We start from the raw sequence: 16415 nt of genomic DNA, 5'->3' as shown, positions 1-16415 counted from the left end.
CCGGCAACCTGTTGTGTCGTGGTTCTTTGTCTGGTCTTCGCAGCCGGGTGCGGGCGCCTTGTGAAGAGAAATTGTCCACTCGGGGACGATAGAGTTTAGTCTATTAAATGTTCCAATATGGGACAATATTTCAGACCTCGTCGAATGACGCCGTTTTTCTACCCATTCTGAGGAACTATGAGACTCATACTGCGTTTCATGAAACCGCACGGCTGGCTGTTGGCGTTGACCCTCGTGCTGATGGCCGCCGATGTCGTGAGCATTCAGGTGGCCATCACGAACGTCATCATGATGATGCTGCCGGTGCCGTTCATCTTCGTCGTTGCGCTTACGTTCGCGTTCAGTCTCGACACGGTGCTCGACAATGAGGCGAACAATCTGTCGGTGGGGCAGCGGCAGCTGCTCACGATTGCGCGTGTATTCCTCGCAGACCCGGCGATGCTCATTTTCGATGAGGCAACAAGCTCGGTGGACACCCGCACGGAGCAGGCGATTGCAAAGGCGATGAACATGCTGATGGCGAACCGGACGAGTTTCGTCATCGCTCACCGACTGTCCACGATCCGAGACGCCGACCTCATTCTGTACATGGAGCATGGCGACATTCTTGAGCATGGCACCCACGAGCAGTTGCTCGCGAAAGACGGGGCATATGCGAATCTGTACAATTCGCAGTTCGCGTGATGCTCGCGTTGCCCGAAACGTCGGACGGGCCAATGTGACCATATACTGAAACGCCTGAGATGTCGTGCGCCGGTGTTTCTTACTGTGTTGCTCACACCGATCGCTCAGTGAAGAGACACGAGCGGTCGGTTGTGCATATAGGAGAGAAGAACAGGGAGGTTTCCAGATGGTCTCTGCGACATCAGCGGCATCGGAACCGGCGCCGGGCGTGGCATACAACGACGCCGAGGAGGCGCGAATCATTCGTGACGGCAACGGATTGCCTGTCGGCATTCGGCCGAAGATGGTATGGACGTGGAAGAAGGCGGTGGCGTGGGCGTTTGTCGCCATTGTCTGCGCGGTCGGCTGGACGGTGCTGGCGGTGGCGCGCGGCGAACAGATCAGCGCCATCTGGTTCATCGTCGTGGCGCTGTGCTCGTATGCCATCGCCTACCGTTTCTATGCGTATTACATCCAGATCAAGATCATGCGCACCGACGACGCGAACGCCACACCCGCGGAGCGCGTGCATGACGGTGCGAACTTCGAGCGGGCGGACCGTCGTGTGCTCTTCGGACAGCATTTTGCGGCGATCTCCGGAGCCGGACCTCTTGTCGGACCGATTCTGGCGGCGCAGATGGGCTATCTGCCAAGCGTCCTGTGGATCATCCTCGGCGTGATCTTCGCCGGTGCCGTGCAAGACATGCTCATGCTGTGGATCTCGGCGAAACGCCAGGGCCGTTCCTTCGGCCAGATGGCCACCGACGAGATGGGCAAGTTTGGTGGCATCATCATCTCGCTGTTCCTCGTCGTGGTCACTGCCATTGCGATGGCGTTCCTCGCGCTCGTCGCCATCAAGGCCATGGCAAGCTCACCGTGGGCCGTGTTCTCGCTGGGCATGACGATCCCGATCGCGCTGGTCATGGGCTGCTATGAGCGCTTCCTGCGACCGGGCAAGGTCATCGAGACCACCATCCTCGGTTTTGTGCTGCTGGTGCTCGCCATTGTCGGTGGTGGCTGGGTCGCTTCGAACCCGACGCTTGCACCCATCTTCACGCTCAATGCCAAGCAGCTCGTCGTCGCGCTCATCGTCTACTCGTTCGCGGCCGCAGCGTTGCCGCACTGGCTGCTGGTGACCCCGCGCGACTACCTGTCCACATTGATGAAGATTGGCACGCTGGCGCTGCTCGTCGTCGGCATCGCCGTTTCGAATCCGAGGGTCAGCATGCCGGGGATCAGCACGCTGGCCAGCCAGTCGAATGGCCCGACCTTTTCCGGCAACCTCTTCCCGTTCCTGTTCATCACCATCGCATGTGGTGCGCTCTCGGGCTTCCATGGCGCGGTTTCCTCGGGTCTGACGCCGAAGGCCGTGGAGAAGGAGAACCAGATTCGCATGATCGGCTACGGCTCCATGCTCGTCGAGTCGTTCACTGCCATCATCGCGCTCATTGCCGCCATCACACTCAGCCAAGGCGTCTATTTCTCGCTGAACATGAGCGCGCCCCAGATCGAGGCGACCGCTGGTTCGGCATACTCCGCTTCCGCTTCCCCCGAACAGAACGCGGTGGCCGCCGTCGGCAACATGAACGTCAAAGACATCGAAGGCAACCAGATGAAGGTGACGTGGCAGTCCCACGGCACCACGTACGAGGGCGCGGAGGCATTGACCCGGGCCGCGCATGATGTGGGCGAGGAGAGCATCGTCTCGCGTACCGGCGGTGCCACCACCTTCGCCATCGGCATGGCCAACTTCCTCAAGTCATACATGGGCGGCGAGGATTCGATGGCGTTCTGGTACCACTTCGCCATCATGTTCGAGGCCCTGTTCATTCTCACCACCGTCGACAACGGCACACGTGTGGCCCGATACCAGATTGGCGACCTGCTGGGCAATGTACGCAAGCTGCGGAAGTTCTCCGACCCCACATGGAAGCCCGGCAACCTCATCACCACGTTCATCGCCACAGCGGCTTGGGGATCCATGCTGTACATGGGCGTCTCCGATGCGAATGGCGGCATCAACGCGATGGTCCCGATCTTCGGTATTTCGAACCAGTTGCTCGCAGCCGGCTGCCTGATGCTGGTGACCGTATGCGTGTTCAAGAAAGGGCTGCATCGGTATGCCTGGATACCGATCGTGCCGTTGGTGTGGGATGTCGCAGTGACATTCACCGCGGACTTCCAGAAGATCTTCGATCCCAAGCTCGGCTATTTCGCCGCCGCCGCAAAATACCGTGAACAGATCGCCTCGGGGACCCTCGAGGGCGACGCGTTGGCGAACGCGCGTGCGTCGCTGTCGAACGCCTACCTCGATGGTGCGCTTTCCGTTTTCTTCTTCCTCATGATGGCCACGTTCCTGGTCGTCGGCGCCGTCGTGATCGTGAACACGGTGCGAGCCAAGGAGTACGGTACCGACATGTCCACTGAGGAACCGTTCGTGCAATCCGCATGGTTCGCCCCCTCCGGGCTGCTCGCCACGGATCTGGAGAAACGTGTGGCCCGCGAATATGCGGTGCGCTCGGGTGCGTTGCCGTCTAAGAGGTCTGTGGAGCCCGACGATTCCGATGACGAGGTCGCGCTCGGCCTCCAACCGCAGCTGGCATGAGGTGCATATGGCAATGCATATATCCCGATGGTTCCAAAGGATGGCAGGTCTGACACGCCGCGTATGGCGTGCGATTGTCTGGTATCTGCGGGAGGTGAGCGGCGAGGCGAGATACGACCGTTATGTCGAGCATCTGCGCGCCGAGCATCCAGGGCGCGTGCCGATGAGCGTGCGTGAGTTCAACGATGCACGTGACGAGTACGAGCGCCTGCATCCCGCCGGGTGCTGCTGCTGAGACCAACAACATCCGAGTGGGTGCGTCCCACATGGGACGCACCCGCTTCCTGTTTACGGTTTCACTGCACCAAGCCGAGCTCTATTTTCAGTCTGACCACGCGTTCGGCACTCGCAGTGACCCTGGCGGCGAAACCCTTGTCCGCAGCGGCGCGGTTGCGTATGCCGTCCAGAATGGGCTGCGTATAGCTTGCGGCGTTCACGCAGCAGATGTCCCCTCCCGCATCAATGAACCGCACGCCCAGATCCTGTGGTGCAATCGAGCTCACGGCACCGGCCGAGAGGGAATCCGAGATCACCACGCCGTCGAACGGGGCGCCTCTGCGCAGCATGTCGGTGACGATGGCGGGGGAGAAGGCCGCAGGATTGTTGGGGTCGATGAGTTTGTAGGTGGCCAGCGACACCATCACCATGGCGGGTTTGCCCTGCCGGATCGCAGTGGTGAACGCATTCACCCCCGTGCCATTCTCGGTTGTCGTGTCGTCGACAATGCCGTTTGCCGTGAAATCGGTGTTGCCTCTCACCGATCCCAATCCCGGATAATGCTTGATGGCACTGCCCACACCGCCGGCGTGCATGCCTTCGATGAAGGCTGCAGCATGCTCGCCGTTACGCTGGGCGTCGAGGCCGAAATCACGGTAGAGCGCACCGATCGGTTCATTGGCGGCACGCTCGATCGTTACCGTGTCCACCGAAGGAGCCAGATTCATGGCGAGACCGGACTGTTTGAGGGGAAGGGCCCAATCCTGCGCGGCTGCGCGCAGCCGGTCGAGTGACATCTGGCCCTGAGCCGTGGCACTGGGCATCGCATCGAATCCCGGTCCCGACAGATGCTGGACCATGCCGCCCTCCTGATCGGTGGCGATGAGCAACCCCGGCAATCCGGTGGAGGCGTTCAACCCCTGCAGCGCCTGTGTGGCACGCGCCACGCCCTCGACGCCGCTCACCCAGTTGCCCATCAGGATCACGTTCCCCACATGCTGCTCCTGAATCATCGATTGCAAGGTGGCGGGGTCATTGCCGTATTGCAATGCGGCCATCACCAGTTGCCCGGCGCGTTCGTCGAGGCTCATCGCCGCCACCATGCGTTTGGCCCGATCCGAGGTGGCATCCGTCTTGGTGGTGGGTGCGGGCGACGCCGTCTGCGGTATGGAAGTGGTCGTGCTGGGAGCCGGCGATGATGTGCGGCTGGGGGCCGATGTCGGTGCGGCTTCGGCATTCGTCGTGTCGGAATCGGTAGCATGGCGGACCAGTACGGATGCCCCAATCGCAATGGCGACGATTGCCATTGTCACGACGACGGTCGTGACAATCCGGACCATGCGTCTGTTCGGGTTCGGCTGCGGCTTGTCGTTGTGCTGGATCATGGGTCCTCGGTTTCTGCAATGGCTGCTGCCATTGTACAGTTCGCAGGCACGGATTGCCGCCGGTGGGGCGCCGGATGCCACGCTGAGGAGCGTGCTACGCGCGAAGCGCGCAGACACCTTGACGAAGCGTGGCATCCGGCGCCCCACCGGCCGCAATCCGGAGACTCTACACATGTCAAGGGGAGAGGACCCGGAAGTACATAGGCAAACGTGTAGGTACAGAAGAGAAACCAAGTGCTTCCTCCAACGCCCTTGGCCGGGGAGACGTTCATTGGTAGAATGGCCGAATGTCTTTCTTTGACCCATTCTTCGGTGCCGGGCATGGCACCCGGCGATCACAATCGCAATCGAATGATGACGATCCGATCGTCATCAACATCGAGACCGACGGCGAGCCCCCGCATTCGAATGCTGCAGGCGCCGGCAACGGCACGCCCCGCTCTCCGCGCATCACTCGCAAGCCTGCGAAACCCCATGGCAACCACGGGCGCCGGGTGGCCATTGCCGTCGTCGTGGCCATTGCCATCATAGTGGCGTTGTTCTTCGCGATCTCGTCATTCGCAGCAGACGTCATGTGGTATTCGCAGCTCGGCTTCCAGAGCATTGTCTGGACGTTGCTCGGCGCCCGTGTGGGCTTGTGGGTGTTCTATGCAGCCCTCATGGTGCTCGTCAGTTACATTGCCGCTACTCTGGCCATTCGTGCACGCCCCGATTTCGCCGATGGCTCCACAATCCGCATCAACGGCGACACCATCGAGATCGGCAAGAGCGTGAGCTCGCGCACTGCTCGCCGCGTGGCGGTGGTCATCTCGCTGATCGCGGGCATTATTTTCGGTTCCAAGGTCAATGCGAACTGGACCGAGATCCTGCTCATGTTCCACACCCAGAGCTTCGGCTCCGTCGATCCTCAGTTCGGCTTGGACAACGGTTTCTACGTATTCGTGCTGCCGGGACTGCGCATGCTCGTCTCCGCGTTCACACTGCTCATGTTCGTGGCGCTGGTGTTCAGCGTGGCCACGCATGTCGCCATGGGCGGCATTCGCTTCACGATGCCGGTGCATGGCCACGGTTTGTTCGCCATCACGAAGCGTGCCCGTCGCCAGATCGGCATCTGGCTGGTGCTGTGGATGCTGTCCTGGGCAGTGAGCCAAGGGCTCTCGGTCTTTTCATCGCTCACCGCACAGGGCGATCGATTCACCGGCGCCAACTACACCGCGGTGACTGCCGGCATTCCCGTCACCATCATCATGGCGGTGCTCACAGCCGTCCTCGGCGTGGTGCTGTGTGTGTGGCTCATGACCACCCATGTATTCGACGACGCCGTATCGCGTCCCACGGCGAATGCATCCGCCGCATGGCGTGAATGGCGCGTGCCCACCATCGCCGTGGCGTCCACGCTCGTCGTTGGCATACTGCTGTCCACGCTATGGCCGATGCTGCTCCAGCGGTTCCGCGTGAATCCGAATGCACAGGAGATGGAATCGGCATACATTCAGCGCAACATCGACGCGACCCGGGCTGCCTACGGGCTGGATGCGGTGAAGACCGAGGAGTACAAGGCCACCACGAAGGCGCAGGCCGGCGCCCTGCAGAAGGACGCGGAGACCACGGCGCAGATTCGACTGCTCGACCCGCAGATCGTCTCGCCTACATTCAAGCAGCTTCAGCAGATGAAGCAGTACTATACGTTCGCCGACACGCTGGCGGTCGACAAATATGACATCGATGGCGTCAATCAGGACACGGTGATCGCAGCCCGAGAGATCAACCTCGAGGGCAACGACAACCGCAATTGGGTGAACGACCACACCGTGTACACCCATGGCTATGGCATCGTCGCCGCCTACGGCAACAAAGTGACGAGTGACGGGCAGCCGCAGTTCTTCGAATACGGCATTCCGACGCAGGGGTATCTCACCGACACCCAGCACTACGAACCGCGCATCTACTTCTCGCCGGAAGCACCCGAGTATTCGATCGTCGGCGCGCCACAGGGCACGCAGTCGTGGGAATTCGACTACCCAACGGGTTCCGAGGGAGCCACCACCACCTTCAATGGCAATGGTGGCCCGCGCATCGGCAACATCTTCTCCCGGCTCATCTATTCGATCAAGTTCGGCTCCGACCAGATCCTGTTCTCCGACCGTGTGAACGCGGATTCCCAGATTCTCTACGATCGTTCCCCCAAGGAACGTGTCGCCAAGGTCGCGCCGTACCTCACCCTTGACGGACGAGTGTATCCGGCGGTGGTGGACGGCCGGGTCAAATGGATTGTGGATGGCTACACCACCTCGAGCAACTACCCGTACTCGCAGAAGACGGACCTTGCCGAGGCGACGCAGGACTCCACCACCATCTCCTCCCAGACGGTGCAGGGCCTGACGGACAAGGAAGTCAACTACATGCGCAATTCGGTGAAGGCCACCGTCGACGCCTACGACGGTTCGGTGGACCTCTACACCTGGGATGACTCCGATCCGGTGCTCAAGGCGTGGCAGAGCATCTTCCCGGGCCAATACCACCCGATGAGCGAGATCTCCGGCGACCTCATGGCGCATATGCGCTATCCGGAGGGCATGTTCAAGGTGCAGCGCCAGCTGCTGGCCAAATACCATGTGACCTCGGCCTCGCAGTTCTTCTCGGGCGAGGACTTCTGGCAGACCCCGGTCGATCCGACCGAATCGAAGAGCGAGCAGTCCCGCGATGTGCTGCAGCCGCCGTATTACCTCACTTTGCAGACCGGCGGTTCCGACGAACCGGTGTTCTCGCTCACCTCCACATATATTCCGGCGGGTTCGAGCACCCGTGAGATTCTCACCGGGTTCCTGTCGGTGGACTCGGACGCCGGCCGCACCAAGGGCGTCAGAGGACCCGATTACGGCACGATACGCCTGCAGGAGCTGCCGAAGGATTCCAATGTGCCCGGACCTGGGCAGGCGCAGAACAACTTCAACGCGAACGCCGATGTGTCGAAGGAGCTCAACCTGCTCGAATCCGGTTCGACTCAAGTGGAACGCGGCAATCTGCTCACGTTGCCGCTGGGCGGTGGCCTGGTCTATGTGGAGCCGGTGTACGTGAAGTCCTCCGGCGCGACCAGCTACCCGTTGCTCAAGAAAGTGCTCGTCGCCTTTGGAGACCAGGTCGGTTTCGCCAATACGCTCAACGAGGCGTTGAACCAGGTGTTCGATGGCAATTCGGGCGCTCAGGCCGGCGATGGCGAGAATCAGGGGAGTAGCGGGAATCCGTCCGATTCCGGTGCGGCCGACGACAAGGCGGACGGTTCGGGCTCCACAGCGAATACAAACCGGAATCCTGAGCTTTCGCAGGCTCTGCAGGATGCCGGAAAGGCCATGAAAGACGCCGACTCCGCAATGAAGAAGGGCGACTGGAGCGGCTATGGGGAGGCGCAGAAGCGTCTCGAAGAGGCACTCGACAAGGCGATGGCACTCGACAAGTGACATGATGCCAATCCCATGCCCATGCGTGAGGGGCGCGGTCCTGTGGCCGCGCCCCTCACGCATGAACAGGATGTGCGCGGTCTGCTGTGCCGATATGCTGGAGCCATGCAGCAATTCAGATATCGCCTTGCCACAGTGGATGACGTTGCGGTCATCACCGACATCTATAACGAAGCGGTGATGGCCGGAGGGTCCACGGCCGACACGGTGCCGGTCACCTATGAAGCGCGTCGGCGATGGATTGAGGCCCACGTCGATCCATATGCGGTGCTCGTGTTCGAGGCGATTACCGACGACGGTGAGGCCGAGGAGGTGGGATTCGGCGCCATATCGGTGTTCTACGACCGTCCGGGTTACGACGGCGTATGCGATCTGGCATATTATGTGACCGCACGATGGCAGCGCAGGGGAGTAGGCAGATTCGCACTGCGCGCGCTGCTGAACGAATGCCGCGCGCGTGCGATGCGCAAGGCCTGCGCCATCATCTTCTCCGACAATACTGCATCGAACGCGCTGGTGGAGTCCTTCGGCTTTGAGCCATTCGGTGAAATGCCCGAAGCTGCGTATGATTCCAGAGGAGTGCTGCACGACATGAGCTACTGGTGCCTCGATCTGACCCCGATGAAGGCCACGGGCGCAGTAGAGGGCATCGTGCGGCGGTGACGGCAACGAGGACCCAGGATACCGGAGGATAGGAGAGCACATGGCAAGCGAATTCTGGCTGATTGTGGGATTGGGCAACCCGGGGGTGAAATACCGCAACACCCGGCACAACATGGGATTCATGACGGTCAACGAGTTGGCGAAGCGCTGGAGCATCCATTTCGCCAACCACAAGGGACTGGCCGATCTGGGCAAAGGCACGATGAGTCTCAACGGCCAGACGGCGAAAGTGTTCTTGTGCAAACCATTGACCTATATGAACGATTCCGGGCAGGCCGTGCAGTCAATCCGTGAGTACTACCACATCAATCTCGACCACATCGTGGTGATCCACGACGACATGGACCTTGAATTCGGCCGCATCAAATTGAAGTCCGGTGGCTCGGCCGGAGGCCACAATGGCATCAAGTCAATCGACCGCTGCCTGCATTCCCCCGATTATGCGCGTGTGCGCATGGGTGTCGGGCATGCCAGCCGATCCGGCGACGCCCACGACAACACGATCAACTGGGTGCTCGGCGAATTCAATGCCGCACAGCGCAAGCAACTTCCCGAGTTCCTTGCCGACGGTGCGGATGCCGCGGAGACAATCGTATTCGAAGGCCTCACGAAAGCTCAGGATAAATTCAATGCCCGATGACAAGGCAAGGCACAGCAAGGCGAACCGATCGGCGGAGGAGACCTACAACGAGCTGATGAACGGTTCGCTCCTCTCCCTCAGGCAGCGTCTTTTGGAGGATCAGGCATTCGCCGGTTTGGTGGAGGGCCGTGTGGATGCGGGCGAGGACGCCGACCCGAGCATCCTCGTCGGAGCTCCCAGCGGCATTCGTCCAGCGCTGGCCGCCGCCAGTGCGGACCGTAAGCCAGTGGTGATCGTCGTCCCCTCCGGTCGCGAGGCGGAGGATCTCGTCGGCGATCTGCGATCGTGGTATGACGGCGATCCGAATGAAGTGGCACAGCTGATGGCATGGGAGACGCTGCCCCACGAGCGGCTTAGCCCACGCGCCGACACGGTGGCGAACCGCATGGAGACGTTCTACCGGTTGTGCCACCCGCAGTCCGACAGCGAGATGTTCGGTCCGATACGCATTCTGGTCATGCCGGTGCGTTCGCTCATCCAGCCGGTGGTGGCCGGCATAGGCGACGTGAAGCCGCTCGTTTTCGCGCAAGGTGAGGAAATCGCCCTTGAAGATGCCGTGCAGGGCCTCGTCCGCAATTCCTATACGCGCGTCGATCTGGTGATGGACCGTGGCGAGTTCGCAGTGCGCGGCGGCATCATCGACGTGTTTGTCCCCACCGAACCGCATCCGGTGCGCATCGAGTTCTTCGGTGACGAGATCGACACGATCCGCCGCTTCCATTCCTCCGACCAGCGCACCTATGGTGAGCCGATCAGGTCGGTGTGGGCCACACCATGCCGTGAGCTGCAACTGACCGAGGGCATACGAGAGCGTGCGCAATCGCTGATCGGGCAGATTCCGAATGCCGACGATCTTCTGGAATCGATAGCCAACGCGATCCCGCAGGAGGGCATGGAGTCTCTCATCCCGGCATTGGTGGACGACCTCGAACCAGTTTCGAGCATGCTGCCGAGGGATTCCATCGTAATGCTGTTCGACCCGGAACGGTTGCGTCGTGCAGTGGATGACCTGATGAAGACGGCGGGCGAGTTCCTCGCCACCAGCTGGCATGTGGCCGCATCGGGACATGGCGCGGGTGCACCGATCTCCTTCGAATCCGCGAACTTCCTTGATCTCGATGAGATGGTGGGCCAGCTCACCTACTCTAACCACGAGCTATGGAAGGTGAGCGGGTTCACTGTGGACCAGTCGCTGCCGGGGCACGTGCAGATCGATGCGGTGGCGCCGCAGGATCTCCACGGCAGTGGCGAGAAGGCCGAAGATCATCTCGGCGAGCTCATTCGCAACGATTACGCGGTCGTTATCACAGCCGCGGCACAGGGCACGCTGAGCCGCCTCAAGCGCATGCTCAATGAGATCGGCGTCGTGCATTTCGACACGATTCGTTCGCAGGCGCAAGACGGTTTCATCGACCACGCGTCGAAGACCGCGCTGCTCACCGAGCGCGACCTCACCGGCCGCACCAGTGTCGCTGCAGGCGTCAAGACGGCACGTAAACGTCGCAAATCCATTGATCTCATGGAATTGAAACCGGGCGATTTCGTGGTGCACGAACAGCATGGCATCGGTCGGTTCATCGAGATGCGCCAACGCACAACCGGCTCGGGCAAGAACCAGGCCACCCGCGAGTACCTGGTCATCGAATACGCGCCGAGCAAGCGCAATGCGCCGCCGGACAAGCTGTTCATACCCACCGACCAGCTCGATCAGGTGAGCAAGTACATCGGTGCCGAGATTCCCAAGCTCAACAAGCTCGGCGGTTCGGATTGGGCGCAGACCAAGGCGAAGGCGAAGAAGCATGTGCATGAGATCGCGCAGAACCTCATTCGCCTGTATTCCGCGCGTCAACGTGCCAAGGGATTCGCGTTCAGCAAGGACACCCCGTGGCAGAAAGAGCTCGAGGACGCCTTCCCATATCAGGAGACGGCGGACCAGCTCACCACGATCGACGACGTCAAGGCCGATATGGAGAAACCGATTCCCATGGACCGTCTCATCTGCGGAGACGTGGGCTTCGGCAAGACCGAGATCGCGATCCGCGCCGCGTTCAAGGCGGTGCAGGATTCCAAGCAGGTGGCTGTGCTCGTGCCGACGACCCTACTCGTGCAGCAGCATCTGCAGACCTTCACCGAACGTTTTGAGGGCTTCCCGGTGAATATACGCGCCATGAGCCGATTCCAAAGCACGAAGGAGATCAATGAGACGATCAAGGGTCTCGCCGACGGCACCGTCGATGTGGTGATAGGCACCCATAAGCTGCTGAGTCCGAAGATCAAGTTCAAGGATCTGGGCCTTGTGATCATCGACGAGGAGCAGCGTTTTGGTGTTGAGGCGAAGGAGACGCTCAAGGCCGTACGCACGAATGTCGATGTACTGAGCCTGTCGGCCACGCCGATTCCACGCACGTTGGAGATGGCCGTCACCGGCATTCGCGAGATGTCCACGCTGGCGACTCCGCCCGAGGACCGCCTGCCCGTGCTCACCTATGTGGGCGCCTATGAGGACGCGCAGGCCACCGCGGCGATTCGACGCGAACTGTTGCGCGGCGGTCAGGTGTTCTACATCCACAACCGTGTCGAGGGCATAGAGGAGAAGGCCAAGCGCCTGCAGGACCTCGTTCCCGAGGCCCGGATAGGCATTGCCCATGGCAAGATGGGACGTAAGCAGCTCGACCAGATCATCCGCGATTTCTGGCATCGTGACATCGATGTGCTGCTGTGCACGACGATTGTCGAGACGGGTCTGGATATCTCGAATGCGAACACGCTGATTGTGGATCGTGCCGACCGATTCGGCCTCTCCCAATTGCATCAGCTCCGTGGACGTGTCGGTCGAGGCCGTGATCGTGCCTATGCCTATTTCCTGTACGATCCGAGCAAGCCGATGACCGAGCAGTCCCACGAACGTCTGGTCACCATTGCGCAGAACACCGCATTGGGTTCCGGCTTCGATGTGGCCATGAAGGATCTCGAGTTGCGCGGCACCGGCAACCTGCTGGGCGATGAGCAGAGCGGACACATCGAAGGCGTGGGTTTCGACCTCTATGTGCGCATGGTGAGCGAGGCGATCGAGGATTACAAGGATCCGGAACGCACGGAACCGGTTGCGGTCACCATCGACCTGCCGATCGAGGCATCGATACCCGTGGACTACATCGGTTCCGACAAGCTGCGGCTAGAGGTCTACCGCAAGCTGGCCGGTGCCCGCAGCGAGAAGGACCTGAACGAGTTGCGCGACGAACTGACCGACCGCTACGGCAAGCCGCCGAAGGTGTTCGAATCATTGTTCGACGTGGCGCGTCTTCGTGAGAAGGCACGTGCGCTTGGCATCAGCGAGATCATCGGCCAGGGCAGGAAGCTGCGCATCTCGAAGATCGACCCTGCCGAATCGGTGCAGCTGCGCATCTCGCGCATCTACCCAGGTGCCCAATACCGGCCCATGTTGAACGCGTACACCATCCCCACGCCGTTCGAAGGTTCGATGGGTTCCGGTCCGATGGAATCGGATGAGGTGCTGCGTTGGACCGAGCAGCTCCTCGACGATCTAGCGTGGTCTGCAAAGCCTGTGAAGTAGCGGCGGATGGGTTTGGAAGGGTGGGGCCTGAGCGGGGCACCGTTGAGGAGCGTGCTGCCGGCGTAGCGAAGCCGCGCCATGCAGGCACCTCGACGAAACGGCGCCCCGCTCAGGCCCCACCCATCCAAACCCATCGAATCTCTCCTCAGGCACGCGAACGCACAGGCGGTGTTATTCGTGAAGCGCGCCGCGCAGCCGACGTTCTAATGCGGCGAAACCAGAAGGCCGGTTGTTTGCGTCCACTTCGGTGCGATCGATACGGAGTTCCTCGCGGATTGTGCCGTTTCGCAGCACGAGCACACGATCCGACAGACGCAGGGCCTCGCCGATGTCGTGCGTGACCATGATGGTGGCGAACCCGTGTTCGTTCCGCAATCTGAGCAGCAAATCCTGCATGTCCCAACGGGTGAGGGCATCCAAGGCCCCGAATGGCTCATCGAGTAGCAGCAGGTTCGGCTGACGAACCAATGCGCGGGCGAGCGAGATCCGTTGCATCTGACCGCCGGAAAGCGTGTGGGGCAGCACATCGGCCATGTCCGGCAACTGCACGTGCCGCAACGCGAGCATGGCCGCCTCCTTGCGGACCTTGCGCCTGGCGTCAATCCCCAATGTGATGTTGTCCCATACCTTGAGCCAGGGCACGAGACGGGCATCCTGAAAGCCGAAGGCGTACTCGCCGGAAACATCGATGCGCCCCGAATCCGGCGGAACCAGCCCGGCGATCATGCGCAACAACGTTGATTTGCCGCATCCCGAGCGCCCGATGAGCGACACGAATTCGCCTTGGCGAATCGTGAGGGTCACATTGCGAAGCACGGGGTGCCCGTCGAACCTCTTGGACGCCGAGTCCATGTTCACAACTGGTGCCATGGAAACACTCCCTTTCCAATTCAAACAACCTGCATATGCCGGAGGCTGCAGGGAGCCGGCTGGGGAAGCCTTGCTGAGGAGCGTGCTGCCGACACAGCGGAGCCGCGTCATGCAGACATCTCGACGGAGCAAGGCTTCCCCGGCCGGCTCCCCGCAGCCTCCGATGAGGCAATCAGGCCGAGCAATCCATCGACGCCGCCTGCAAGTCCGGCATTGCGTCAATGAATCCGAAATCGACATACTCCTGCGCCTGGGACTCCAACATCTTCAATCCCTCTGCGTCAATCGGCTTGATCACCGGCACATTGAACTTTGCGATCTGTTCGGTCACGTCATCGGATGCGCCGAATTCCCGGTATGCGTCGGTGATGATCGACGGCGTGGCCTGCGCCGCGTCGGATTCCCTGACGAGCGCCCGATACATCGCTTTCACCGCTTCGGGGTGTTTGGTGGCAAAATCCTTCGACACCAGATGAATCGAGACATTCTTATTCCCGTATTCCGTTGCATTCACGAGCAGTTTCGCGCTCGGGGTCGCCATTGCGGCGGCCAGATTCTGGTCGAAGGAACTCAATGCGTCGATCTGTCCCGAAGTGAAAGCCGCCTGGAAATTGGAGGGGCTCATCTCCACGATGTTCACCCTGTCTACATCGAGTCCGGCATGCTCGAATGCCTTGTGCAACACGTAATCGCCGGTGCCGCCGCGCTTTATGATCGCAACGTTCCTGCCGTAGAGGTCTTCAAGTGAGTTCACCCCAGATTTCGGCGAGGCCACGATTCCTTGCGAATCACCGGTGTAATACTCGATTGCGAAGGCCACCCACGGTTGACCTTGCGCCACGAAGTTGATGTACGAGCCGGTGCCGGTACTCGTGGCATCGGCATTGCCCGACAACACTGCGGAGTAAGCATCCGTTGGGTTGTATGGGCCGGTGAATTTGACGTTGGTGTGCTGCATCGTTTCGTCAAGAAAGTCTTCTCCGCGTACGGTGGTCAGGTAATTCGCAGTCGACAGATAGGCCACGCGCATGGTCGTAGAGGAATCCGCGGCATTCGGTTCGCCGCAGGCCGAGCATGACAGTGCAAGCAACGCTGCGCATGCGGCGGGCGTGAATCTGAGCATGGTAGATCGTGACATGATTCTCCTTGTTCGGGTGCATATGGGCATACCCATATGTCTCATGGGATTGGTCATTGCAGAGGTGAACCTGATTGGCGCTATATGGCGCATCAGTGTGCGCATGGAACGACGAGCCGTTCCAATGCACCCACCAGCCATTCGCTGAACAGCCCCAGGAATGCATAGAGTACAATGCACAGCACCATCTGGTCGGTCCGGTAGAACTGTTGGGAACGCGAGAGAACGTAGCCGATGCCTGCCGAGGAATTCACCGTCTCGCAGGTCACCAATGCGATCCAAGACACGGTGAGTGCGAACCTCAGCCCCGTTATGAAGCGCGGGAGCGTGCCCCGCAGCAGGATCTTCGCGAACACGGTGCGTTTGGGCAGGTGGTATGCCTGCGCCAATTCGAGCAGTTTCGGATCGATGCCGCGCACGCCGTCGCGCACATTCACATAGATCAGCGCAAACGCGCCGATGGCGATCAATGCCACCTTCATCGCCTCCCCGATGCCCAACAGCACGATGAGCAGTGGGGAGAGCGCCGGGAACGGCACGGCCCTGAGCATGTGTATGGGCTTGTCCATGATTGCATGGCCAATGGTGCTTGACCCGGCGATGATGCCGGCTGGCACGGCCGTCACGACACCCAGGGCCACGCCGAGAGACACTCTGTAGAGGCTGATGCCTATGGATGGCAGCAACAGCCCCTCGCTGTGCAATGCAACGAGCGCCTGCCATACTTCGCCGGGGGAGGGCAGTGAACGGTTGTGCGCGGGGCCTCTGGTGGCCAAGGCCCACGTGAGCACGATGAGCACCGTGGAAGCCCACAGCGTGCAGAAGCGGGGTACGCGGCCATGATGCCACGGAATGAATCGCGTGCCGATCCGGCTCGCGGTCTTGGTATGTTCGGCTGCGGGCACGGCGTATGCGGCGGAGGGTGCCGGTGCACCGGTCGTGCCCATCGAACTGGCATCCCGGTAAGGGTTCCCGGACTCGTTCGTTACAGACTGGGTCATGACATTCCCTTCGATAGCATTGTCTATGTCAGGTTCAACGAGTGTGATCTCAGCCCAGCCGACCCGCTTTGGCGTCGCTTCCAGCATGTTTGAAGGTCTTGGCCCGGGCACCCCGTGTCGCTGTTCACGTTGTCGGAAGGCTCGGACAATACGCGTGTCGTAGTCGGGAGGAATCGTGAGAGCGCTCACATTTTTCCTGATC

10 protein-coding genes and 1 pseudogene are annotated in these 16415 nt (G+C 60.8%); 7 read left to right on the top strand and 4 right to left on the bottom strand.

The genetic code is table 11. From position 1 onward, the window contains the following. Window positions 1-348 precede the first annotated feature (348 nt). The 3 genes and pseudogenes from BANAN_RS05105 to BANAN_RS05095 form a co-directional block, all read left to right on the top strand. Window positions 349-684, top strand: a pseudogene (locus tag BANAN_RS05105) (ATP-binding cassette domain-containing protein); the annotation flags it as partial. Window positions 685-850: 166 nt separating this feature from the next. Further along, on the top strand, window positions 851-3268 hold the full coding sequence (locus BANAN_RS05100) for a carbon starvation CstA family protein (protein ID WP_014697853.1): 2418 nt from the start codon (window positions 851-853) through the stop codon (window positions 3266-3268). A gap of 40 nt (window positions 3269-3308) precedes the next feature. Then, window positions 3309-3503 carry a CstA-like transporter-associated (seleno)protein gene (locus BANAN_RS05095; protein ID WP_041777016.1) on the top strand — a complete coding sequence of 65 codons (195 nt, stop codon included), beginning with the start codon at window positions 3309-3311 and terminating at the stop codon, window positions 3501-3503. A gap of 61 nt (window positions 3504-3564) precedes the next feature. Here the strand turns inward: BANAN_RS05095 and BANAN_RS05090 are convergent, their stop codons facing one another. Next, complete coding sequence (locus BANAN_RS05090) at window positions 3565-5004, bottom strand: glycoside hydrolase family 3 N-terminal domain-containing protein (protein WP_014697851.1); 1440 nt, start codon at window positions 5002-5004, stop codon at window positions 3565-3567. A gap of 152 nt (window positions 5005-5156) precedes the next feature. On the opposite strand from BANAN_RS05090, the gene BANAN_RS05085 reads away from it, so the two are divergent. Genes BANAN_RS05085 through mfd form a run of 4 tightly spaced genes read left to right on the top strand, consistent with a single transcriptional unit; the run spans window position 5157 to window position 13204 of the window. Further along, window positions 5157-8327, top strand: coding sequence for a UPF0182 family membrane protein (locus BANAN_RS05085; RefSeq protein ID WP_014697850.1), 3171 nt, complete (start codon window positions 5157-5159; stop codon window positions 8325-8327). Window positions 8328-8342: 15 nt separating this feature from the next. Then, window positions 8343-8990, top strand: a complete 648-nt coding sequence (locus tag BANAN_RS05080; RefSeq protein WP_014697849.1) for a GNAT family N-acetyltransferase — start codon at window positions 8343-8345, stop codon at window positions 8988-8990. A 40-nt stretch (window positions 8991-9030) separates the two neighbouring features. Beyond that, the gene (pth, locus tag BANAN_RS05075; protein WP_014697848.1) at window positions 9031-9630 is read left to right on the top strand and encodes an aminoacyl-tRNA hydrolase; all 600 of its coding nucleotides are present in this window, start codon (window positions 9031-9033) and stop codon (window positions 9628-9630) included. Further along, a complete protein-coding gene (gene mfd / locus BANAN_RS05070) occupies window positions 9620-13204 on the top strand; it encodes a transcription-repair coupling factor (RefSeq protein WP_014697847.1) in 3585 nt (1194 codons plus the stop codon). The genes pth and mfd overlap by 11 nt, the downstream gene beginning before the upstream one ends. Before the next feature lie 171 nt (window positions 13205-13375). Here the strand turns inward: mfd and BANAN_RS05065 are convergent, their stop codons facing one another. From BANAN_RS05065 to BANAN_RS05055, 3 genes are all read right to left on the bottom strand, one after another. Then, entirely contained in the window at window positions 13376-14074 is a 699-nt protein-coding gene (locus tag BANAN_RS05065; RefSeq protein ID WP_014697846.1) for an ABC transporter ATP-binding protein, read from the bottom strand. Window positions 14075-14246: 172 nt separating this feature from the next. Beyond that, a complete protein-coding gene (locus BANAN_RS05060; protein WP_041777015.1) occupies window positions 14247-15212 on the bottom strand; it encodes an ABC transporter substrate-binding protein in 966 nt (321 codons plus the stop codon). Between the two features lie 92 nt (window positions 15213-15304). Further along, window positions 15305-16213 carry an ABC transporter permease gene (locus BANAN_RS05055; protein WP_041777014.1) on the bottom strand — a complete coding sequence of 303 codons (909 nt, stop codon included), beginning with the start codon at window positions 16211-16213 and terminating at the stop codon, window positions 15305-15307. Between the last annotated feature and the right edge of the window lie 202 nt (window positions 16214-16415).

The organism is Bifidobacterium animalis subsp. animalis ATCC 25527 (assembly GCF_000260715.1).
GTDB classification, from domain to species: domain Bacteria; phylum Actinomycetota; class Actinomycetes; order Actinomycetales; family Bifidobacteriaceae; genus Bifidobacterium; species Bifidobacterium animalis.
This window is presented reverse-complemented; position numbering and strand designations above follow the sequence as displayed.

Coding starts and splice junctions, on each gene's coding strand:
- BANAN_RS05100 (WP_014697853.1), top strand. CDS start 851: ATGGTCTCTGCGACATCAGCGGCATCGGAACCGGCGCCGGGCGTGGCA.
- BANAN_RS05095 (WP_041777016.1), top strand. CDS start 3,309: ATGGCAGGTCTGACACGCCGCGTATGGCGTGCGATTGTCTGGTATCTG.
- BANAN_RS05090 (WP_014697851.1), bottom strand. CDS start 5,004: ATGCCACGCTTCGTCAAGGTGTCTGCGCGCTTCGCGCGTAGCACGCTC.
- BANAN_RS05085 (WP_014697850.1), top strand. CDS start 5,157: ATGTCTTTCTTTGACCCATTCTTCGGTGCCGGGCATGGCACCCGGCGA.
- BANAN_RS05080 (WP_014697849.1), top strand. CDS start 8,343: ATGCCCATGCGTGAGGGGCGCGGTCCTGTGGCCGCGCCCCTCACGCAT.
- pth (WP_014697848.1), top strand. CDS start 9,031: ATGGCAAGCGAATTCTGGCTGATTGTGGGATTGGGCAACCCGGGGGTG.
- mfd (WP_014697847.1), top strand. CDS start 9,620: ATGCCCGATGACAAGGCAAGGCACAGCAAGGCGAACCGATCGGCGGAG.
- BANAN_RS05065 (WP_014697846.1), bottom strand. CDS start 14,074: ATGGCACCAGTTGTGAACATGGACTCGGCGTCCAAGAGGTTCGACGGG.
- BANAN_RS05060 (WP_041777015.1), bottom strand. CDS start 15,212: ATGTCACGATCTACCATGCTCAGATTCACGCCCGCCGCATGCGCAGCG.
- BANAN_RS05055 (WP_041777014.1), bottom strand. CDS start 16,213: ATGACCCAGTCTGTAACGAACGAGTCCGGGAACCCTTACCGGGATGCC.